This is a genomic window from Roseburia zhanii (genome assembly GCF_014287635.1).
GTDB classification, from domain to species: domain Bacteria; phylum Bacillota; class Clostridia; order Lachnospirales; family Lachnospiraceae; genus Roseburia_B; species Roseburia_B zhanii.
This window is the reverse complement of the sequence record NZ_JACOPH010000004.1, coordinates 1-17,616: the sequence shown is the minus strand read 5'-3', so window position 1 is coordinate 17,616 and position 17,616 is coordinate 1. Positions and strand designations below refer to the sequence as shown.

At 38.4% G+C, this 17,616-nt stretch carries 21 protein-coding genes and 4 pseudogenes; 15 read left to right on the top strand and 10 right to left on the bottom strand.

Translation table 11 applies throughout. The annotated features are described in order from the left end of the window. The first annotated feature begins 114 nt into the window (after positions 1 to 114). From H8S17_RS06445 to H8S17_RS17075, 10 genes and pseudogenes are all read left to right on the top strand, one after another. Positions 115 to 285 carry a hypothetical protein gene (locus H8S17_RS06445; RefSeq protein WP_178051311.1) on the top strand — a complete coding sequence of 57 codons (171 nt, stop codon included), beginning with the start codon at positions 115 to 117 and terminating at the stop codon, positions 283 to 285. Between the two features lie 21 nt (positions 286 to 306). Next, a complete protein-coding gene (locus H8S17_RS06440) occupies positions 307 to 450 on the top strand; it encodes a hypothetical protein (protein ID WP_186866827.1) in 144 nt (47 codons plus the stop codon). Continuing rightward, positions 420 to 821, top strand: a pseudogene (locus tag H8S17_RS06435) (type IV secretory system conjugative DNA transfer family protein); the annotation flags it as partial. The gene H8S17_RS06440 and the pseudogene H8S17_RS06435, both read left to right, overlap by 31 nt. 127 nt (positions 822 to 948) lie before the next feature. Next, positions 949 to 1,485: a flavodoxin family protein BilS gene (bilS, locus tag H8S17_RS06430; protein WP_243237994.1), complete on the top strand. Its 537-nt coding sequence runs from the start codon at positions 949 to 951 to the stop codon at positions 1,483 to 1,485. Between the two features lie 148 nt (positions 1,486 to 1,633). Beyond that, positions 1,634 to 2,161, top strand: a complete 528-nt coding sequence (locus H8S17_RS06425) for a helix-turn-helix domain-containing protein (protein WP_178051310.1) — start codon at positions 1,634 to 1,636, stop codon at positions 2,159 to 2,161. Continuing rightward, positions 2,131 to 2,323 (top strand): annotated as a pseudogene (locus H8S17_RS17085) (hypothetical protein); the annotation flags it as partial. The gene H8S17_RS06425 and the pseudogene H8S17_RS17085, both read left to right, overlap by 31 nt. 45 nt (positions 2,324 to 2,368) lie before the next feature. Next, a complete protein-coding gene (locus H8S17_RS06420; protein ID WP_243237993.1) occupies positions 2,369 to 2,656 on the top strand; it encodes an ORF6N domain-containing protein in 288 nt (95 codons plus the stop codon). Then, positions 2,631 to 2,873 (top strand): hypothetical protein, encoded by a 243-nt coding sequence (locus tag H8S17_RS06415; RefSeq protein ID WP_243237992.1) that lies wholly within the window; start codon positions 2,631 to 2,633, stop codon positions 2,871 to 2,873. The genes H8S17_RS06420 and H8S17_RS06415 overlap by 26 nt, the downstream gene beginning before the upstream one ends. Positions 2,874 to 3,043: 170 nt before the next feature. Continuing rightward, positions 3,044 to 3,181 (top strand): annotated as a pseudogene (locus H8S17_RS17080) (flavodoxin); the annotation flags it as partial. Between the two features lie 134 nt (positions 3,182 to 3,315). Then, positions 3,316 to 3,432 (top strand): annotated as a pseudogene (locus H8S17_RS17075) (EamA family transporter); the annotation flags it as partial. A gap of 460 nt (positions 3,433 to 3,892) precedes the next feature. Here H8S17_RS17075 and H8S17_RS06400 read toward each other — a convergent pair. Further along, positions 3,893 to 5,188 carry a tyrosine-type recombinase/integrase gene (locus H8S17_RS06400; RefSeq protein WP_117569990.1) on the bottom strand — a complete coding sequence of 432 codons (1,296 nt, stop codon included), beginning with the start codon at positions 5,186 to 5,188 and terminating at the stop codon, positions 3,893 to 3,895. Positions 5,189 to 5,274: 86 nt separating this feature from the next. Continuing rightward, positions 5,275 to 5,904 carry a helix-turn-helix domain-containing protein gene (locus H8S17_RS06395; protein WP_118049840.1) on the bottom strand — a complete coding sequence of 210 codons (630 nt, stop codon included), beginning with the start codon at positions 5,902 to 5,904 and terminating at the stop codon, positions 5,275 to 5,277. Positions 5,905 to 6,075: 171 nt separating this feature from the next. On the opposite strand from H8S17_RS06395, the gene H8S17_RS06390 reads away from it, so the two are divergent. The 5 genes from H8S17_RS06390 to H8S17_RS06370 all read left to right on the top strand — a co-directional run bounded on the left by H8S17_RS06390 (position 6,076) and on the right by H8S17_RS06370 (position 9,495). Then, positions 6,076 to 6,306: a helix-turn-helix domain-containing protein gene (locus H8S17_RS06390; RefSeq protein ID WP_004843519.1), complete on the top strand. Its 231-nt coding sequence runs from the start codon at positions 6,076 to 6,078 to the stop codon at positions 6,304 to 6,306. Between the two features lie 140 nt (positions 6,307 to 6,446). Beyond that, positions 6,447 to 6,761 carry a hypothetical protein gene (locus H8S17_RS06385; protein ID WP_008394181.1) on the top strand — a complete coding sequence of 105 codons (315 nt, stop codon included), beginning with the start codon at positions 6,447 to 6,449 and terminating at the stop codon, positions 6,759 to 6,761. Further along, on the top strand, positions 6,761 to 7,132 hold the full coding sequence (locus H8S17_RS06380; RefSeq protein WP_118049741.1) for a hypothetical protein: 372 nt from the start codon (positions 6,761 to 6,763) through the stop codon (positions 7,130 to 7,132). The genes H8S17_RS06385 and H8S17_RS06380 overlap by 1 nt, the downstream gene beginning before the upstream one ends. After that, complete coding sequence (locus H8S17_RS06375; RefSeq protein ID WP_118049742.1) at positions 7,089 to 8,810, top strand: MobA/MobL family protein; 1,722 nt, start codon at positions 7,089 to 7,091, stop codon at positions 8,808 to 8,810. The genes H8S17_RS06380 and H8S17_RS06375 overlap by 44 nt, the downstream gene beginning before the upstream one ends. Then, complete coding sequence (locus tag H8S17_RS06370; protein WP_008394183.1) at positions 8,788 to 9,495, top strand: DUF6040 family protein; 708 nt, start codon at positions 8,788 to 8,790, stop codon at positions 9,493 to 9,495. The genes H8S17_RS06375 and H8S17_RS06370 overlap by 23 nt, the downstream gene beginning before the upstream one ends. 195 nt (positions 9,496 to 9,690) lie before the next feature. On the opposite strand, the gene H8S17_RS06365 is transcribed toward H8S17_RS06370, so the two are convergent. The 8 genes from H8S17_RS06365 to H8S17_RS06330 form a co-directional block, all read right to left on the bottom strand. Then, the gene (locus H8S17_RS06365) at positions 9,691 to 12,018 is read right to left on the bottom strand and encodes an ABC transporter permease (RefSeq protein ID WP_006859032.1); all 2,328 of its coding nucleotides are present in this window, start codon (positions 12,016 to 12,018) and stop codon (positions 9,691 to 9,693) included. Between the two features lie 14 nt (positions 12,019 to 12,032). Next, positions 12,033 to 12,698, bottom strand: coding sequence for an ABC transporter ATP-binding protein (locus tag H8S17_RS06360; protein WP_006859033.1), 666 nt, complete (start codon positions 12,696 to 12,698; stop codon positions 12,033 to 12,035). Between the two features lie 151 nt (positions 12,699 to 12,849). Further along, complete coding sequence (locus H8S17_RS06355; protein ID WP_006859034.1) at positions 12,850 to 13,881, bottom strand: sensor histidine kinase; 1,032 nt, start codon at positions 13,879 to 13,881, stop codon at positions 12,850 to 12,852. Continuing rightward, the gene (locus tag H8S17_RS06350; protein ID WP_009265522.1) at positions 13,878 to 14,567 is read right to left on the bottom strand and encodes a response regulator transcription factor; all 690 of its coding nucleotides are present in this window, start codon (positions 14,565 to 14,567) and stop codon (positions 13,878 to 13,880) included. Before H8S17_RS06350 ends, H8S17_RS06355 begins: the two co-directional genes overlap by 4 nt. A 249-nt stretch (positions 14,568 to 14,816) precedes the next feature. Continuing rightward, on the bottom strand, positions 14,817 to 15,056 hold the full coding sequence (locus tag H8S17_RS06345) for a DUF6061 family protein (protein ID WP_006859036.1): 240 nt from the start codon (positions 15,054 to 15,056) through the stop codon (positions 14,817 to 14,819). A gap of 306 nt (positions 15,057 to 15,362) precedes the next feature. Then, on the bottom strand, positions 15,363 to 15,686 hold the full coding sequence (locus tag H8S17_RS06340) for a hypothetical protein (protein WP_004613237.1): 324 nt from the start codon (positions 15,684 to 15,686) through the stop codon (positions 15,363 to 15,365). A gap of 61 nt (positions 15,687 to 15,747) precedes the next feature. Next, complete coding sequence (locus tag H8S17_RS06335; protein ID WP_186866663.1) at positions 15,748 to 16,416, bottom strand: hypothetical protein; 669 nt, start codon at positions 16,414 to 16,416, stop codon at positions 15,748 to 15,750. Positions 16,417 to 16,487: 71 nt separating this feature from the next. After that, on the bottom strand, positions 16,488 to 17,252 hold the full coding sequence (locus tag H8S17_RS06330; RefSeq protein WP_023924069.1) for a class I SAM-dependent methyltransferase: 765 nt from the start codon (positions 17,250 to 17,252) through the stop codon (positions 16,488 to 16,490). Between the last annotated feature and the right edge of the window lie 364 nt (positions 17,253 to 17,616).

Genomic DNA, 17,616 nt, shown 5'->3' with positions numbered 1-17,616 from the left:
AGTCAGTATCGCAGATGTCCACGATCGTTCTGGGAGTGAATCTGTGTACTTAGATTAGGTACAATTTTACATTGAAACATTTAGTCCTCTTTTTTATTTGAGAGGAGTGGTCGAATGAGTAAGGTATTAATTTGGTTCTTAGTCATTTTTGCGGTAGCAGTCACATACAGCCTTATGAAAACAAAGGCAAAAAGTGACAAGCTATATGAGGAATTACTGGAAAAATATTTCTTTAGTCATTCAGATGATATTCCTACATCTGATGCTGAGGAGCATTTGAAATAGTATGGGTAACTTTATGAAATTATGCAAAGCAGTTATGCAGACAATACGGAAAGCATGAATGATGTCATGAAGGAAATGTTTATAAGTGACGGAATGCCTGCCGAACTGGCAGAAATGATGATTGGGGAAATTCCACCGGAGCAGGAAAGACATTTTATGAAGTAAAGCCGAATCTTATGCAGATGCTGCATAACTGTTCCTTTATCTGTACCGATCCAAAGGGTGAGATACTAAGGAGCTGTGGGCAGATGTTAAAGGATAACGGATATAATGTAAAAGTCATCAATCTGTTAGAGATGGAAAAATCAGACGGTTACAACCCTTTTTCTTATATCCGAGAAAAAACGGATGTGGTAAAATTGATTACAAACCTTATCAGTAATACTACTCCAAAGGGCTCCACACCGAGCGATCCGTTTTGGGAGAAAGCAGAAGGGTTATTCTTACAGTCCATCTTTTATTATGTGAGGCTTGAGGTGCAGCCTGCAAAGCGAAACTTTGAGATAGTATTGAAGCTTCTTGGAGAAGCGGAAGTGCCGGTGAAAAAAATGAGTTCATATCGAAAGAAGCAGTAAAGTTATCGCATAGGCACGGTAATTATGCTATACTGTGCCTATGCAAATCAAAATGGATTTGTAAGCTGGATTTTATGGAGGCAAAAGGATGGAAAAAGAATGTTTGCATGAAATTAAAAATATGAAAAATGCAGTTGTATTCAGTAGTAAAACAGGTAATACAAAGCAATTAGCTGATGAGATCCGTAATGTCCTTCCGGAAGAAACAATAAAATATTTTGGTTCTCCGGAGACAGCTCCTTTGGATGCAGATTGTTATTATGTTGGATTTTGGACGGACAAGGGACATTGTAACGCTGAGATAGGAACTTTTTTGAAAAAAATCAAAGGCAAAGAAGTATTTTTGTTCGGCACAGCCGGATTTGGAGGTGATACGGAATACTTTGATAAGATTCTGAAAAAGGTAGAAAAAAATCTTGATCGCAGTAACATTTTGCGTGGCAGCTATATGTGTCAGGGGAAAATGCCAAATTCCGTGAGGGAGCGATATATGAAAATGAAGAATAGTCCACTGCCAGTTCCGAACATTGATGCTATGATAAAAAATTTTGACAGGGCAGTTTCACATCCGGATGAACAGGATTTAGAGCAGTTTAGGCAGGTCATCGCTTCGTTTCAAAAATAATATGGAATATCTTGATTTATGTGGTATTCAGTGGAAGTAGCATATTTGACAACTCTGGTTTACAGGTTTGCAAGGTCTGGATGGTAGATAAAATGAGACAAAGAGCTATACTTTAATCATACCGAAAAGGAGAGGAGATTGATATGCTATGAAATTTGGAGAAAAACTGCAGAAATTAAGAAAACAGAATGGATTATCGCAGGAGCAGTTGGCAGAAAAACTGAATGTATCAAGACAAGCTATTTCTAAATGGGAAATGGGAACAATTCCGGATATGGAAAATGTGGTTAAAATAGGAAGATATTTTGACTGTTCGTTAGATTATCTGATGAATAATGAGATGGATAGCGAAAGCGAAAAGGATGAACAGATTCAAAAGACGGATACGACACACAGGAATACCCTGTGGAAAGGGATTTCGGTTGGCTGCATAGTGATAGGAATAATACTTTCCTGTTTGATGCCATTATTTGCAAAATTATATCAGGGATTTGAATTTAAAAACTTTAATGAGTGTTTTACAAATCCATCGGATTATATTTTCCGGTTTCCGTTGCTGGGAGTTTTACTGCTGGCATTAATGTTTCTGGGGGTTGGAATAGTTTTACTCTTTTTGATATTCAGAGACGGGGAAAAATCAAAAAGACAACAATGCTTGCAAACTCAGAGTTTGTAGCTCTCTTAAAGCAGGCGAACACAGACAGTTCAAAGATGGCGGAGGTTATCGGAGTATCAGAAGCACAGCTTAGATTTGTATAAGTTGTACAACACCAATATCCATGAAAAGATTGCAGAAGCCAAGAAACATGAGAATCAGAGGAAAATATCTGTCAATTGAGGTCGAAACTGATTAACTATGTGAGATAAGGAAGGTACAATTTGTTTGAGGTCGCAAATTGCGACCTCAAACAAAGAATCAGGGAATACATCATCCCAAGGTGAACGGCGATATTTACCATATGCATTTACGGAACAGGGAATAGCAATGTTGTCAGCAGTTTTAAGAAGTGACGAAGCTATTCAGGTAAGTGTAAATATTATGAATACTTTTGTGAAAATGCGACGCTTTCTGACTGAAAATGCTTTGATGTTTGATAAGCTGAATAGCTTGGAATTAAGGCAATTAGAGTATCAGAAGGAGTCTAATGAAAAATTTGATCAGGGAGCTTAAAGCAGAGTATGACAGAATATCGGATTTGCAGGATAAAGCGGCTAAGCCGGAGCCTGACGCAGAGGAGAAGATAGAACAGCTAACCCAGTATAGTATGTTGGAGCAGTATGATGGGGATGTGCTTTCCAATATAATTGATAAGATGCTCATATACAATGACAGAGATATAGAGGTTGTGTTTAAGGGTGAGAACTTTATCCAAAATGCAGTGCAGTAAACAAAATGAGTAATACAGGGAGTCAGTGGGTATAAGCCGCTGGCTTTTATTGAGTAGTAACGAAAAGGTTAATAGTGATAAACGATTCTGTACTTTAAAAATCAGTAAGGGTTTGATAAAATAGGTATAGAGAAAAATTAAATTTTTTTGTCCCAGTCTTGACAGATGCAGGATTTCCAATCTGGTGGTATGTAGCACCAACGATCATCAATACATTTTTGGAAAGCTATGATTTTTCAGGTAAAAAGATCATTCTGTTTGCAACCTCTGGTGGCAGCGGATTTGGTAATACCGTAAAAGAACTAGAAAAAGAAGATCTTTTAGATAAGCCATTGATCTTACCGAAACGTAAAAATATACGAAGTGAACTGGCAGGCGGTACGCAAATTTATAGAAACGATCCGGGAAGAATGTGGATAAAAGTAGTGGGAAGAAATTTACAATGTGGATAATCTATGCGATCGGTTCCTCATTTTTTGCGGGGATCACAGCAATTCTGGCAAAATGCGGCATCCGTAAAACAGATTCCGATGTAGCAACAGCAATCCGTACGATCGTATTCCATGAAAAGTTAAATAAAAGATCTGCAGCCGGTGCCGTCTGTATCACAGCAGGTACGATACTGCTTGCAGTTATATGATTTAGGATTTGTTTAGAAAATACCTGTCATATTATACAAAAACTCCCTTTTTACAAAAGTGTGTCTGATGCATACTAACTCATAATTATACGAAACACCACACTTTTATTCATTCTCTATTCATTTCCGGCTAATGGGTATTCATTTTTACTCTAAGTTATCATGCAATTTATTAGAATGGAATTTTTGAAAGAGCCAGCACCTTGAATGGGCTGACTCTTTCAATGTCACTTGTAATTGACAAACTGGAATTTATATAATTATCTCTCTAACTTTCCCCATTTTATAGGCTTTCCCGCCTGTCCATTAGTGAAATGATATGTAGTTTCCCTTATTTTTACCCTTATGAGATAATCACAAGGGAAATAAGGGAATTTTTTTAATCATTGCCTACCACTTTATCAAGAAGCCTAACTGATTTTCGTTTAGCATCTCTTGTGGAGTGAGCATAGACATTCATTGTGGTACTTACATCTGAGTGTCCTAACAGTTCCTGCACATCTTTTGGGGCAGCTCCATTTGCTAAAAGGTTGCTTGTATAGGTGTGACGTAACTGGTGGAAATGAAAGCCTTCAAATCCCTCTAATGTTTTTGCCACCTTTCTGCAAACAGTTCCCAAAGTAGTTGGAAGTTCCAGACAACCATCCGGTCTTAAACAGACGAAAGAAATTTCTTTATAATCTGCCGGGACTTCCTCTGTTCTGTCTAAGCAATAATATTCGTAGTACACTCTGTTTTTCTCTTTGACCTCTTTGTAGTAGTTCGTGTGATAAAGTTCTCCGTACTGCATTCGATTTTTTAACTGCTCTTTCCGGGTATTACGGAAAATCTCTACCAGCGTATCTCCAAAATCAACAATCCTCACTTTTTTCCGCTTGGTTGGTCCGATGATATATTTGCGCTTTGAACCATCATATCGGATGCTGCGTCTTATGGTAAGGCATTGTTCTTCCAGATTTACGTCCTGCCATGCCAAACCGCAGGCTTCTCCAATACGGAGTCCGGCATAATAGGCTATCTGGATTGGAAGTATTGCGGCTGGGTTCTTTTTTTGAAGATACGCAAGCAGTCTTTCATAATCTTCTCGTGAAATTGGTTGGATATTTCCGTCCATGTCCTCATCCGAAAACAAATCAACTTCGTCCGTCTGATACCGCAGTTTAATATACTGCATGGGATTGAACGTAATATACTGCTTTGGAAATACTGCAAAACGGAAGGACTGCTGCATGACTGCGGAAAAAGAATGGATGTAATCTTTGCTATACCCCTTTCTCTCTTTTCCATCGGGATGAACTCCCCCGAAGGAAAGCAAATCGAAGAAGGATTGCAAATGTTCAGAGGTTACATTTTTCAGTTTCCGTTCTGCCAATGGGTGTTTCTTAATATTTCGGATTGTTCCGAGGTAATTCTCCACAGTACCATTGCTGAGCGTACCTGTTTTTAATTCCTCCTCTGCCCACACATCCAGAAGTTGTCCGACTGTGAGATTTTCCGCTTTGGCAACAAATTTCTTTTTTTCATAATCATCCATTGCCTGACGGAGCAGCTTTTCAGTTTCACTTTTGCTTTCTGTTCCAACGCATTCTTTTTGAACAAGATTGCCGCTTGCGTCCTCTACATAGAAGCGGTAGTACCATTTCTTTCCTTTTTTTCTTACAGATCCTTTTGCCATAATCGTATATCTCCTTTCGATATTAGACAATCGGAACTGATGAAATGCTTCGTGCGTGTAAGTATATCATAACTCCGGTTGTCTTACTATACCGATTCGGAATCTTCGTATAAGACTTCTGATAAAAGATTTGCAAGCCTTTGTTCTGCTGTTTTTGGTTTCTTGGAATAGAGCCTTACAACGTCTGCCATCTCATTAAGAGCATTGATGGTAGGAGTGATTTCCCTTAAGAACATAATCTCATTATATTCCTCATTCGATTCAAACCCTATTGTTTTGGCAATATCCGTCTGACCAGCATTCCCCTTGAAATTTTTGCAGGCGAACTGGAAGGAATCCAAAAACAGACCATATTGTTTTAACATCAGCAGTAATAAATCTTTTGAAAAAGCAGCTTCTTCTTTGGTAAGGGCAAGCGGTAACTGTTCCAGAATATCTCCCATCGCATCACGAATCTGTAACTCTCTCTTATCCGTAATGTCGGTTTCATATTCATCTGTTTCCCCTTTGAGCCATTCCACAGATACATGGAGTGCTTCCGAAAGACCTTCCAGCACCATTTTTTTCGTATTGTCAATCGAACCATTCTCATAACGCAGGATTGTAGAAGCGGTAACCCCCATCTTTTCTGCGACATAAGGCTGTGTCAGATTCAATTCCAGACGGCGCTGTTTTACTCTGCTGCCTATCAGCTTGCGTAGTTCTTTATCTTTCATGCTGACTGCCTCCTTTTTCGGTATGTATGAATTATAGCATTGTTTTTCTGAAATTGCAATATGCAACACAAAGTTTGTTTTTGATATTTCGTAACGCTTGACAAAAAGATATGAAAAGGATATACTTACATCACAAGAATTGCATAATGCAATTTATAAGGAGGTGATTATATGACGCAAAGAAAAATTGCATTATCCATCGAAGAAGCTGCTGACTATACGGGAATCGGCAGAAATACCTTAAGACAGCTTGTAGAATGGAAGAAACTTCCAGTATTAAAGGTTGGTCGCAAAGTCCTGATTAAAACCGATATTCTGGAAATGTTTATGGAAGCGAATGAAGGTCGTGATTTGAGGGATAGAGGAAATGTAAAAGCCGTAACAAGAACTGCGGCAAATTAAAAAGGCGGCTTCCGAAGAAACCGCCAAAGGTTCTATCAGACCGAAGCCATGATATACCTACACGCAAGAAGATTATACCATGTGCTTCTTCTGATACGCAACCGAGAACTTATGTTTGTGAAGGAAAGGAGAATGTAAGAATGGCAAAATCAACAAAAAGTTATGAAGAACGAATGCTTGAAATGGAAAAGAAGGAACAGGAAAGCCTTGAAAAAGCAAAACGATATGCAGCACAGAAGAAAGAACTTCTAAAACGAAAGAAAGCCGAAGAAAGTAAAAAACGAACCCATAGGCTCTGTCAGGTTGGCGGTGCGGTGGAATCCGTTCTTGGTGCGACTATTGAGGAGGAAGACATCCCAAAGCTGATTGGTTTTCTGAAAAAGCAGGAAGCCAATGGGAAATTTTTCTCAAAGGCAATGCAGAAAGAAACAAATACCGATATGGAGGAAGTGTAATGGCGGATGGGATGAGTTTTTCATTCCCTTCATTGCTTTTTCATGAAGGGCGCACTTATGGACAACCAGAGGTCGTCCCAATAAGTTTGCCACAAGTGGCAACCGGTCTGCGCTCACGCTTGCCGGGCTCGTTCCGTCGGCGGGGCTTTCAGCCAGACCTGCTCATGCCACAGGAGGCACTCTTCGCCAGAGAGGCGCATTCCATGCAGGCTGCTATGCGCAGGGCACTCTTACGCAGAGGGCGTTCTGGCAATGCTGCTTTTTCTAAAATCGAAATCAATGTTGCCGGAAATCTATACCGGATGTGCAGAAAGGAGGAATCCAGATATGGCGATTTTTCATTACACAATCAAAATAGTCGGACGAAGTAAAGGGAAATCTGTTATCTCCGCTTCCGCATATCTCAATGGGGATGTGATGAAAAACGAGGAAACCGGGAGAATCAGTTATTACACTTCTAAAAAAGAAGTGGTCTACACCAGTCTGATGATGTGTGAAAACGCACCTCCTGAATGGCAGATAGTACCAGAAGAAAATATAAAACGCTTTCAAAAATCTGTCCGCTACAAAAGGTCAGAAGATAAAGAAGCTGCTTTAGAAAAATTCAAAATCACATTTCAGAAACAAAGATTATGGAATGAGGTATTGAAGATTGAAAAAAGTGCGGATGCCCAACTTGGCAGGTCATTTGAATTTGCCCTCCCAAAAGAATGGAGCAGACAGGAACAGATTCAATATACATCCGACTATATCCAAAAAACATTTGTGGATAAGGGAATGTGTGCTGATTGGAGTATCCACGACAAAGGGGATGGCAACCCCCATGTCCACCTGCTTCTGACGATGCGACCTTTTAACCCGAACCATTCTTGGGGAAAGAAAGAAGTCAAGGATTGGGATTTTGTCAGAGATAAAAGCGGAAATATCGTGATTGACGAATCCCACCCGGACTGGTGGCAGGATAAGAAAAACCCTGACCGTCATGGAATCCGTATCCCTGTATTAGACGAAAACGGAATCCAGAAGATTGGTGCAAGAAACCGCCTGCAATGGAAACGGGTGCTGACCGATGCTACTGGATGGAACAATCCCAAAAATTGTGAGCTGTGGCGGAGTGAGTGGGCAAAGGTGTGTAATGAACATCTTCCTTTGCATAATCAGGTTGATCACCGTTCTTATGAAAAACAGGGAAAACTCCAGATTCCTACCATCCATGAAGGTGCTGACGCAAGAAAGATTGAACAAAAATTTCTTGCCGGGCAGGAAATAAAAGGCTCGTGGAAAGTAGCGGAAAATCAAATCATAAAACAACAAAACACGTTATTGCAAAAGATACTAAACACCTTTGGGAAAGTATCGGGTGCATTATCATTATGGAAGGAGCGATTAAATGACATTAGAAGAAAGCCGGGAAATTATACCCTTAATGGAATCCATGATTGGTCAAATCGAAGAACAGCAGAACCTAATGGCAGAAATGATTCTGGAAATGCAGAACCGGGACACTCAACTCTCTCTTATGCAAAAACAGAATCAGAAATTACAAAAATTAAACAACGAGTTATCCGAGCTGCTCAACATTTTGCCAAATACCGAGGAACTGCTTTCCAAGATGGAAGAACAGAAAACGAAGATAGAGCTTTTGGAAAACGAAAATCAGCAATGGCAGAAATTGGCACAGAAGCTGAACAGCGAAAACAGTTTATTACTGAAACAGAACACCGAATTGCTGAACTGGAACAGCAGATAGAGAAAGGACGTGATATAGATGAACGAATCCAGAGAATCAAAGAACGCCGAACAGTTGGAAGAACTTCTGCTCTTGACCGAGGAGATACAAGAAGAACTAGAACAGAAAGAACAGCTTATCGTGGAACTGAAGACGCAGCTCAGCGAATCTCTGACCTTGAACGAGAAATTAAACAAAGAGAACAGAGCCGGGAATATTCAAGCATTAAAGAACGACTTGAAGCTGGCAGACAGAGCATTGCGGATCGAGAAAGAGAAGTTGCGAAGCGCAAACGTCATGATAGAGGAATGTCAAGATAAAATATGCTATTTAACACAGGAACGGGATTATGCCCGGACACATCAGAAAATCGTAGAAATACCGGTAGAAAAGCCGGTACTCTATGAAAAATGTGAAGCCTGTAACCGGACAGCCTATCAGAATGCAAAAGCAAAATACGAAACACAAAAAGAGCGACTTGCAGGACAGTATAAAGCAAAAACGGTAATGTTCCAAACAACCTTGTTCCTTCTTGCATGGTATTCGTTGACAACCACTCTTTTTCAGGCAGTACAGTCAGATATGTTCCTTGTCGATTGTAAATCATTCTTCAATGATTTAGCATCATTCATACAAACCTTTGTCGGATGGACGATTGATGCCGGGCATTCTGCGGCACAGATTAGTACAAAAATTCCAAATGCTTTTATAGCCGGAATGGTATATTGGTTATTGCTAATATTGATTGTAGGAATATGTATGGCAGGAACAGGGATGCTGGCGATACTGATAGAAATAAAGGTTATAGAATTATATAAGAAAAACTGTTGGGATGTTATTACTCTACTAATGATACTGACAAGTGTTGCTATTGTCATTTATTTTGGAGAATCAATCAAAAAAGTACTGTCAGTAAATCTTCTATTGCTTTTCGTACTTTCGCAGGGCGCATATGTTGGAATTAGATGTTATCTTAAAGTTTGGTTAGAAAAAAGACCATATTAGTATTTTCAACTTACTGTATAGACAGTAAAATTACTCCATACCAGCCTAGTGAAAATTTACTGTATGAAAAGAAGTATTACAGAGAAAAAAGGCTGTAAAAACAGGAACAGCCAGCCCGAAAGAATTTACGGACTGGCTGTATCAGCAGAGTAATGTAATTGTGGAGCTGACCGAGATATGAAAAGCTTTCTATCATCAATTTCGCATTATTGCAATAACAGATTGCTTCTTCCATGAATGAATAAGCAATATTGTCATCAAACTTTCAAGCATAAACATAGCAACAGCAAAAAGAGTAAAAGCAACAACCGGAAATACAAATCCCGTAGACATGCCTGCATTTTTCAAAAATATACCGATTGCATATCCGCCGGGGATTCCAACAACAGCAGTTATAAGCAATGCAATCAAAGTAGTAAAAAGACCTTCCATCATAAATGCTTGCTTCAACTGCTTATTTGTCATACCAATAGATTTTAGTGTGCCCATTTCCTGTTTCTGTGATAAAAGATTTGTCACAGTAAGATTGATTTGATTGATGACCGCAAATATCCACAAGATGGCTGCAATCGCATAAGCTAATGTAAAACCTGCACGATTGTCTGATTGGTGTTCTACAATAAAATCTTGAAGGGTTTGTAAGCGAACATCCCTATTGTCAGAAACGAGTAATTTGAGTTCTTGCTCGATTATCTCCTGATATTCAGCTTCTGCTTGTATTTCGATTGCGTATGTACAGTCATAACCTGCAAGTTCTTTGAGCATATTTTCCGGCATTCTGAAAATATAGCCACCCATTCCATCATTGCTGGAAGTGATTGCACCAATTTTGAATGCTTTTGTTATTGTTTTACCACTATGATTTTTGAAATTAAAGGTCACAGTATCCCCAATTTGAGGTTTCCAATGGTAAACATCATAAATACGTTCGGGATCACTTACAACTAATTCTGTATCATCAGTAATATTTCCAGACAAAACCGCTGCATTTAGCGACGCCAAATCCTTTTCATTATAGCCGAGCATCAAGGTGCTATCTGAAATATCATTGTCTGTTGAGAAATCAACTGGTACGGTAGCATAAGTAAATATATTGCTAACTCCCTCTATATCTCCAACACGCTTTACATAATCAGAAAAATATTCTTTCTGCAAGAGAGCATCCAAATTTTCACTTTCGTTTTCTAAATCAATGCTGATTTTGAAATCTCCGTACTTCATATCCCAATAACGAGCCATACTCTCGGCATTAAAAGAACTCTGATAACTTGCTGCAAGGAAAAATATAACTCCGCACAGTCCCAATGATAAAATGGTCAATAGAGATTTTTTTCTGTTTCTGGAAAAGCTGATTTTCGCTAAATATACAGGCGTAATACGATGTCTTTTGTGAGTGCGGTAATTTACAATTCCCACTGGATTTTTCAGGGCGGAAATTGGAGAAGTATTCGCTGCAATTTTTGCTGGTTTACGAACACTAATATAAACAAGCAGTATTCCAAAAAGGCATGCGCCACATAGAGAAACAATAAATGCAAATACTGACCAGCCTTTTGATTGCAGACAATAGCTGATGATCGTTCCCATGATACTACCAATTAAAATCCCCGGAACTGCAAGCATATAACCCTGTTTAAGAACTATTTTATAAATTTGCTTTTTACTTGCCCCTATTGTCCGAAGCTGTCCGAACTCAGCAACTTTTTGTCCAACCGAAATATAGAAAATGCTGTAAATTACAAGTGCGGCAGCTAAAAACAAAATGGCAGCAACTACACCATATACCGCATAATTACTGAAGGACAAAGTTGTATTTACATAATCATAGTAACTGCTGACTGTCCAATTATTCAGTCCAGTCTCCTCTGAAATTTGAGATAATATTTCTGTTGCTTCGTCTTTTGTAAGGGTATCTGCATTTTCAAGCCAAACATATCCATTAAGCAGGTTATTTCCACGTAATTCCCGGCATTTTTCAAGTGAAACAAAAACAGGATAAGCGGTAGAAGTTTTATCATGATAAATACCAACAATAGTATAATTCTTCAAAGTACCATCCAGATTCAACTGAACTATGGCGTTGATTTCCGGAGACTTATTTTCACTGGCAAAAAAGGCATCTGTAACAGCAATTTCACTTGCTTTCTCTGGATATTTTCCGTCAAAGGCAGGAATCAAACTAAGCATGTCATCATCATAATAAATCAGAGACAGTTCTTTAGAATTTTCTTTCACTGTTTTGATATTACAGGAAAGTCCTACACTTTTTACTTCTTCGTTTGCTAACAACTTTTCTTTACTGTCCTGCGTAATGTCAAAGAAAATCCCTTGATGTAATCCTTCGATTTCTTTCTGATTTTGATAAATGATATTTTGCACTGTGAGCAACGACATCATTATCATAGCAACGGCTACAATAATTGCCGAAAGGCAAAATAAGTTTTTCTTCTTATCAAAACGCACACTTTTTCGTGCTAATTTTTTAATTACTGCACTGGTATCATTTTCAAAAGGATAATTCATAATTCCCACCTCCTTTAGCCAACAATTTTACCATCTTCAATCCGTACAATGCGGTCTGCGAGTTGAGCGATCTCGTTGTTGTGAGTAATCATTACAATGGTCTGATTAAATTCTCCGCTGGTATGCTTCAAAAGCCCTAACACATCTGCACTGGTCTTGCTATCAAGATTTCCGGTCGGTTCATCAGCAAGGATAATCGCAGGCTTCGTAATTAAAGCTCGTGCAATCGCTACACGTTGCTGTTGACCGCCTGAAAGATTGTTCGGCATATTTTCCAGTTTATCTTCTAAAGCCAACATATACACAACTTCGTCCATAAATTTCTGGTCTACTGTATCGCCATCCAGTTCCACAGGCAGGACGATATTTTCATATACATTCAAAATCGGAACCAGATTATAATTTTGGAAGATAAATCCGATGTTACGACGGCGGAAAATTGTCAATTCATCATCATTCTTTTTTGCGAGTTCTTCTCCCCGTACAATCACGCTGCCGGAAGTGGGGGTATCAAGTCCTCCCATCATGTGAAGCAATGTAGACTTACCGCTGCCGGAAGTTCCAACTACGGCAACAAATTCTCCCTGTTCCACAGTAAAATTTACACCATTAAGGGCACGAGTAATATTTGGTTCTGTGCCGTAATACTTCTTTAAGTCGATTGTTTGTAAAATGCTCATATTCAAATGCTCCTTTCAAGGCTTTCTATCTGTTGATAAAGCCATTGTAAACCACAAATGTTACACAAATGTCCGAGATAGAAAAAATTTTTATCGAAAATCAGAGTGAAATGTTACAACGCTCGGACATTTCAAAAAAAGTGGTTATATCTTACCTTACAGGAAGCATAATAGAAAATTCTGAGCCTTGCCTCAGCTCTGAAACAACCTTGATATAGCCCCCTTGCCTTGTTACAATCTCACGAGCCAAATACAAACCTATTCCCACACCCTGTTGATCGTGTACTTCTTCCTCACGATAGAAGCGCCGGAAGATGGCAGCCTGATTGCTTTCTGAAATGCCCTTGCCGGTGTCGGTCACTTTGACCTCTACGTACATTTCCCACTGAACCACTGATACAGAAATCTTTCCACCTGACGGAGTGTATTTTACTGCATTGTCCAGCAGATTGAAAAGGGCTTCGCTTGTCCACTTGCTGTCATGGGAGATTATCAAATTTTCCGGGCAATCCACGGATACAGCAATTTCTTTTTTCTCTGCGGCATATACAATACTGCTCATGGCTTGTGCAAGCGTATGGAATAAGCTGCTGTCTTTCTTTTCTAATCGTATTGCTCCGGTTTCCAACCGGGACGTTTTAACCAGTGCTTGGAACAGAAAATCCAGTTTATCAGTCTGACTACGTATGCCTTGTAAAAAGTCCATCCGTTCTTCTTCTGAAACAGGCTTTGTTAAAAGTGTGTCCGTTACCATTTGCAAATTGCTGACAGGCGTTTTAACTTGATGTGAAATATCAGAAATCAGCATTTGAAGCTCCTGTCGTTCCATGTCTACCTTGTGCCGGTTTTTCTGCATAATCTCATACAACCGAATTAAGCGGTGGTTGATACGGGCAAAAAGAGTTTCACTATCATTTGACTTTTGTAATTCCTCGTTTCCATCAATCATGTTGTCCAGCGTCCGGCACAAATTAGAAGTAAAATGAGAAAGGCGTTTTCCAAAAATCAGCACCAATAGCCAAATCCAGAAAAACGCACAGAGTGTCAATGTTCCACCCACTATAAAAATTCGTATATCCTGCATTATACCGCCGAAAATACCGGTAATTACCAGCATAGAGAAAACCATGCCAGCACTAACCAGTCTACAAATTTTCTTAGCAGAAAGGTTATTCAGATTCATTTCTTTTCGCCTCCTGTCCATTGATACCCCATACCATAAACCGTTTTGATATATGTGTCGCCATCCGCTTCAATCTTACTGCGAATACGGCTGATAGAAGTAGTAAGGGTATGTTCATCTACATATTTTTCATCAACATCCCACAGTTTTTCTAAAAATTGTTGGCGAGTAAGTACCTGCTTCGGATTTTTAAGAAATAGGTTCAACATTTTATATTCCATCGCAGAAAGTGCTAATGGTTTCCCGTTCAAACTTGCAAATTGTTCCGAAAAATCCAGAAACAAGCTACCATCCTCGTAAATATCCTTAGCTGGTTTGTGATGCTCCAACATAGCGAACATGGCTTTGATTTTTCGCTGCAAAGCACTAATCGAAAAAGGTTTCGTGATATAATCCACTGCACCAGCTTCATATCCCCGTATCTGATTGCTTTCCTGATCGTTGGCAGTTAGAAATATAACTACTGTATCAGGATGCTCTGGCTTGATAAGACGGCATAGGTCATAACCATTTCCGTCTGGTAAATTTATATCCAGCAATACCAAATCAAAAATGTTTGTTTTTAATGATTCAGCGGCTGTCCTTGCATTCAGAACAGAAGTTATTGTGTAACCGTCCAATTCCAAATTATAAGTAAGCGTTTTATTCAAAAGATTATCATCTTCGACAATTAAAATATGCTTCATATTATCACTTCCTTTTCTTTTTGCAGATAGTATAACAGGCAAATGTCCGAGAATTGTTACAAGGACAAATATATTTTTCATTTTACAGCTTTTTTCTGTGTACTGCAATTTTATAAAAGAAAGGACAGCAGTGTCAAATTGCTGTCCTTTCTTTTATCATAGCTGGTAGTGTATAAGCGTGGGTTCATCATATCGGGTGTGGTATCTTTAACTACAGGAAACTCCCTACAACACTATCTCACTTCTTGCTTAATAAAGTTCTAATGAATCTTCTGTATCCACCCACATCTGTAAATTGCCATCAAGATATAATCTTGCATATTCCAAAGGCTCATCCACAGCCAATGAAGTAAGCGCACATTCTGATCCATATGTGGTTTTTAAATTTTTTTCAGCTTCCCAGCAATCAATGCGAAGCATATATCCAGCACTTGTGTAAACATCAATACTATCGTGGTTTATATTATATTCTGCATAAATTGTTCTCATCGTATCTTATCTCCATTTTCTTTTGATAATCAGTTACAGAGTTAAATATCGAAAACATTTCAATCAGTTCACCATGTCGTTATTGTTATATGTTATATTGTGTTATGAAATTTTCTTTCCCTTAATTTTTCCCATATTAAGGTTCATGAAAAGCAATGGGAAAATGTAACACAAGGGAAAGAGTAAGGGAAAGTTCACTTGCTACAAACTTAGTATTTTCAAGGGTTTGCGAAGAATTTGATAATCAAATATAACAGTTATTAAATTTCCTAAAATATGTGAAATATCAACTGGAATTTGACTTGCCTATTTTCTTAAAATCTCATGTGGAGCTTCTATTTCATTTGCCAAGGTATGCTCTGTTAATTCTGACATCAATTTCAATTTTTTATTAATCAATGGTCGCATACAATTAGGAACATGTTCCTGATGCGCTCTGTGGATTGCTACACATTCCTTACAGTTTCCGTGATAACGACAGGCTTTTAGGCAAGGACAGTGATCTTTGTCTTTATACTCCTTACGAAATTCCGCTGCAAATTCTTCTTGCAGTCTCAGTCCCTCGACACGGTTTCCCTTATGAAATTCTACCATTGCATCCAGTTCTTTCTGGTTCCCTTCAATCTTCATGTTATTATAGCGCCTCTATTTCAACTATTCCTCATTTTCTGATAAATTAGAATTTGACTAATTATTGTGTTTTAATGATTCTATAAACTACCCCCAATTGAGCAGGGTATGTTTCTTGAATCATTCCATTAGACCATATTGTAACGATATCTCCCACCTGAACATCTTCCGCTAAATTTTCTGCCGATACATAATACTCTCCATCATTCATCTGACAAAAGCCTTCAGCTGTACTCACATGCGTTACAAGAAGTTCTCCATCATCGGTAATTTCTTTTACTTTTGCATTAAAATTGATAACCTCTATTGGAATAGACGTATCATCTTTTTCAATATCTCTAAATATGATTCGTTCGTCATCAATGACTACTATGAGCTGACCTTCAGAACTCCTTTGATAATGATATCCGCTTCCGAAATTTGATTGATTATTTTCAGATGGTAACTCTGTCCCTGCCACTGTTGACACAATTTCTCCATCCATTGTTCCACAACCAGGCATTGACGCTACATATCCTGTGTCTTTATATATAACACCATCAACCATAACACATGGAGGATATGAGCCAGTATCTGCTATTTGCTCATTTTGTACTACATCATCATTTTCTTTATTTTCTGTTTCTACGGACACATTTCCAGACACAGGTTCTTTATTTTCTTGATTCGTTCCACATCCAGCCATTCCCAGCACCATACATAATACAAGCAGATAGATTACTTTTTTCATAATACATGCCTCCTTAACTTATATTTTTTAACTCTATAAACTGAAAGTTTCTTTTTCTTGATAAATGGGGATTAGTTTTCCTTTTTTCCAATCAGCAATAACCACCTATGGTCAAAGCATATTTGTCCCTCCTTGATATAGGGATTAAAACCTGTTTTATCTCCACCATTCAAATCGTATTCCATTTTATCAATAATATCTTTTTGAATATCCTCTGGTGTACTTGTCAAATCCATCCAACTTTGTAGATTTACAGGAACAAGTGTTGTTTCTTCAAGCTGAAGCTCAAAAGCATCCTCAAACAATGCTTCAAATTCTTCTCTGCTAAGTATTCTTGTATGTGAGTTATCACGCATCGTTTCAATAGCGTCATTAGTTTCACGCAATTCTTCTGTAGTCGCTACCATATCCCAAATAACAAGTTTTCCACCTTTTTTCAAAACTCGTTGCATCTCCCGAAAAGGCTTTTCAGGCTCAACAAAATGGTGCAATGAAAGTCTTGTAATCACAAGGTCAAATGTTTCATCTTCAAAAGGTAAGCATTCCGCATTCCCCGATACAAATGATATGTTCTGAATACCTTCTTGCTTTGCCAGTTTTTTTCCCTGCTCCAACATTGCTTCTGTCAAATCCAAACAAGTAATGTCCTTAACATAAGGAGCCACTGCTCTTCCACATATACAGGTTCCAGCAGCAACCTCCAATGCATGTTCATTGCCCTTTGCCTGAATACTACGAATCAAATAATCGGTATATTCTGCCTTAGACATATGATATGAAGCAAATTTCTCTGCTTGTGTACCAAATGATTTTTTCACTTCATTATAGTTATTCATAAACTTTTACCTCGCTGTAAACTTCAAATTTTCTGTTCCCTATAAAGCTTATCTATCGGGATCTACTAAATCGCCAAATACCGATTGAACAAAATCGCTGCGCGATGGCCTGCCAAGGCTGTGGCGCAGTTTTATTTTTATTAAAAAGCAGTGGAATTACTTTCCATAATCCGTTATTGTTAAGTTACCACACGAAACAACTGAACTAAGAAAGCTCCACTGCCTATGATAAGAATAACATTTTTCAGTCTCTTCCGCAATCGGAATTATGACGCTAATGCACCTCCGAATAGGTAGATGTAATTATTAACACTACTTATTCTGGAGGTTTTATTATGTATAAAGATATTTTTGAATCCATCCG

Excerpts from the sequence above, each read along its gene's own strand:
- H8S17_RS06445 (WP_178051311.1), top strand. The coding sequence starts at position 115 with ATGAGTAAGGTATTAATTTGGTTCTTAGTCATTTTTGCGGTAGCAGTC.
- H8S17_RS06385 (WP_008394181.1), top strand. The coding sequence starts at position 6,447 with ATGGCAAAATCAACAAAAAGTTATGAAGAACGAATGCTTGAAATGGAA.
- H8S17_RS06330 (WP_023924069.1), bottom strand. The coding sequence starts at position 17,252 with ATGAATAACTATAATGAAGTGAAAAAATCATTTGGTACACAAGCAGAG.
- H8S17_RS06425 (WP_178051310.1), top strand. The coding sequence starts at position 1,634 with ATGAAATTTGGAGAAAAACTGCAGAAATTAAGAAAACAGAATGGATTA.
- H8S17_RS06390 (WP_004843519.1), top strand. The coding sequence starts at position 6,076 with ATGACGCAAAGAAAAATTGCATTATCCATCGAAGAAGCTGCTGACTAT.
- H8S17_RS06365 (WP_006859032.1), bottom strand. The coding sequence starts at position 12,018 with ATGAATTATCCTTTTGAAAATGATACCAGTGCAGTAATTAAAAAATTA.
- H8S17_RS06340 (WP_004613237.1), bottom strand. The coding sequence starts at position 15,686 with ATGAAGATTGAAGGGAACCAGAAAGAACTGGATGCAATGGTAGAATTT.
- H8S17_RS06335 (WP_186866663.1), bottom strand. The coding sequence starts at position 16,416 with ATGAAAAAAGTAATCTATCTGCTTGTATTATGTATGGTGCTGGGAATG.
- H8S17_RS06370 (WP_008394183.1), top strand. The coding sequence starts at position 8,788 with ATGATAGAGGAATGTCAAGATAAAATATGCTATTTAACACAGGAACGG.
- H8S17_RS06350 (WP_009265522.1), bottom strand. The coding sequence starts at position 14,567 with ATGAAGCATATTTTAATTGTCGAAGATGATAATCTTTTGAATAAAACG.
- H8S17_RS06375 (WP_118049742.1), top strand. The coding sequence starts at position 7,089 with ATGGCGATTTTTCATTACACAATCAAAATAGTCGGACGAAGTAAAGGG.
- H8S17_RS06380 (WP_118049741.1), top strand. The coding sequence starts at position 6,761 with ATGGCGGATGGGATGAGTTTTTCATTCCCTTCATTGCTTTTTCATGAA.
- H8S17_RS06395 (WP_118049840.1), bottom strand. The coding sequence starts at position 5,904 with ATGAAAGATAAAGAACTACGCAAGCTGATAGGCAGCAGAGTAAAACAG.
- H8S17_RS06360 (WP_006859033.1), bottom strand. The coding sequence starts at position 12,698 with ATGAGCATTTTACAAACAATCGACTTAAAGAAGTATTACGGCACAGAA.
- H8S17_RS06400 (WP_117569990.1), bottom strand. The coding sequence starts at position 5,188 with ATGGCAAAAGGATCTGTAAGAAAAAAAGGAAAGAAATGGTACTACCGC.
- H8S17_RS06415 (WP_243237992.1), top strand. The coding sequence starts at position 2,631 with ATGAAAAATTTGATCAGGGAGCTTAAAGCAGAGTATGACAGAATATCG.
- H8S17_RS06355 (WP_006859034.1), bottom strand. The coding sequence starts at position 13,881 with ATGAATCTGAATAACCTTTCTGCTAAGAAAATTTGTAGACTGGTTAGT.
- H8S17_RS06440 (WP_186866827.1), top strand. The coding sequence starts at position 307 with ATGCAAAGCAGTTATGCAGACAATACGGAAAGCATGAATGATGTCATG.
- H8S17_RS06345 (WP_006859036.1), bottom strand. The coding sequence starts at position 15,056 with ATGAGAACAATTTATGCAGAATATAATATAAACCACGATAGTATTGAT.
- bilS (WP_243237994.1), top strand. The coding sequence starts at position 949 with ATGGAAAAAGAATGTTTGCATGAAATTAAAAATATGAAAAATGCAGTT.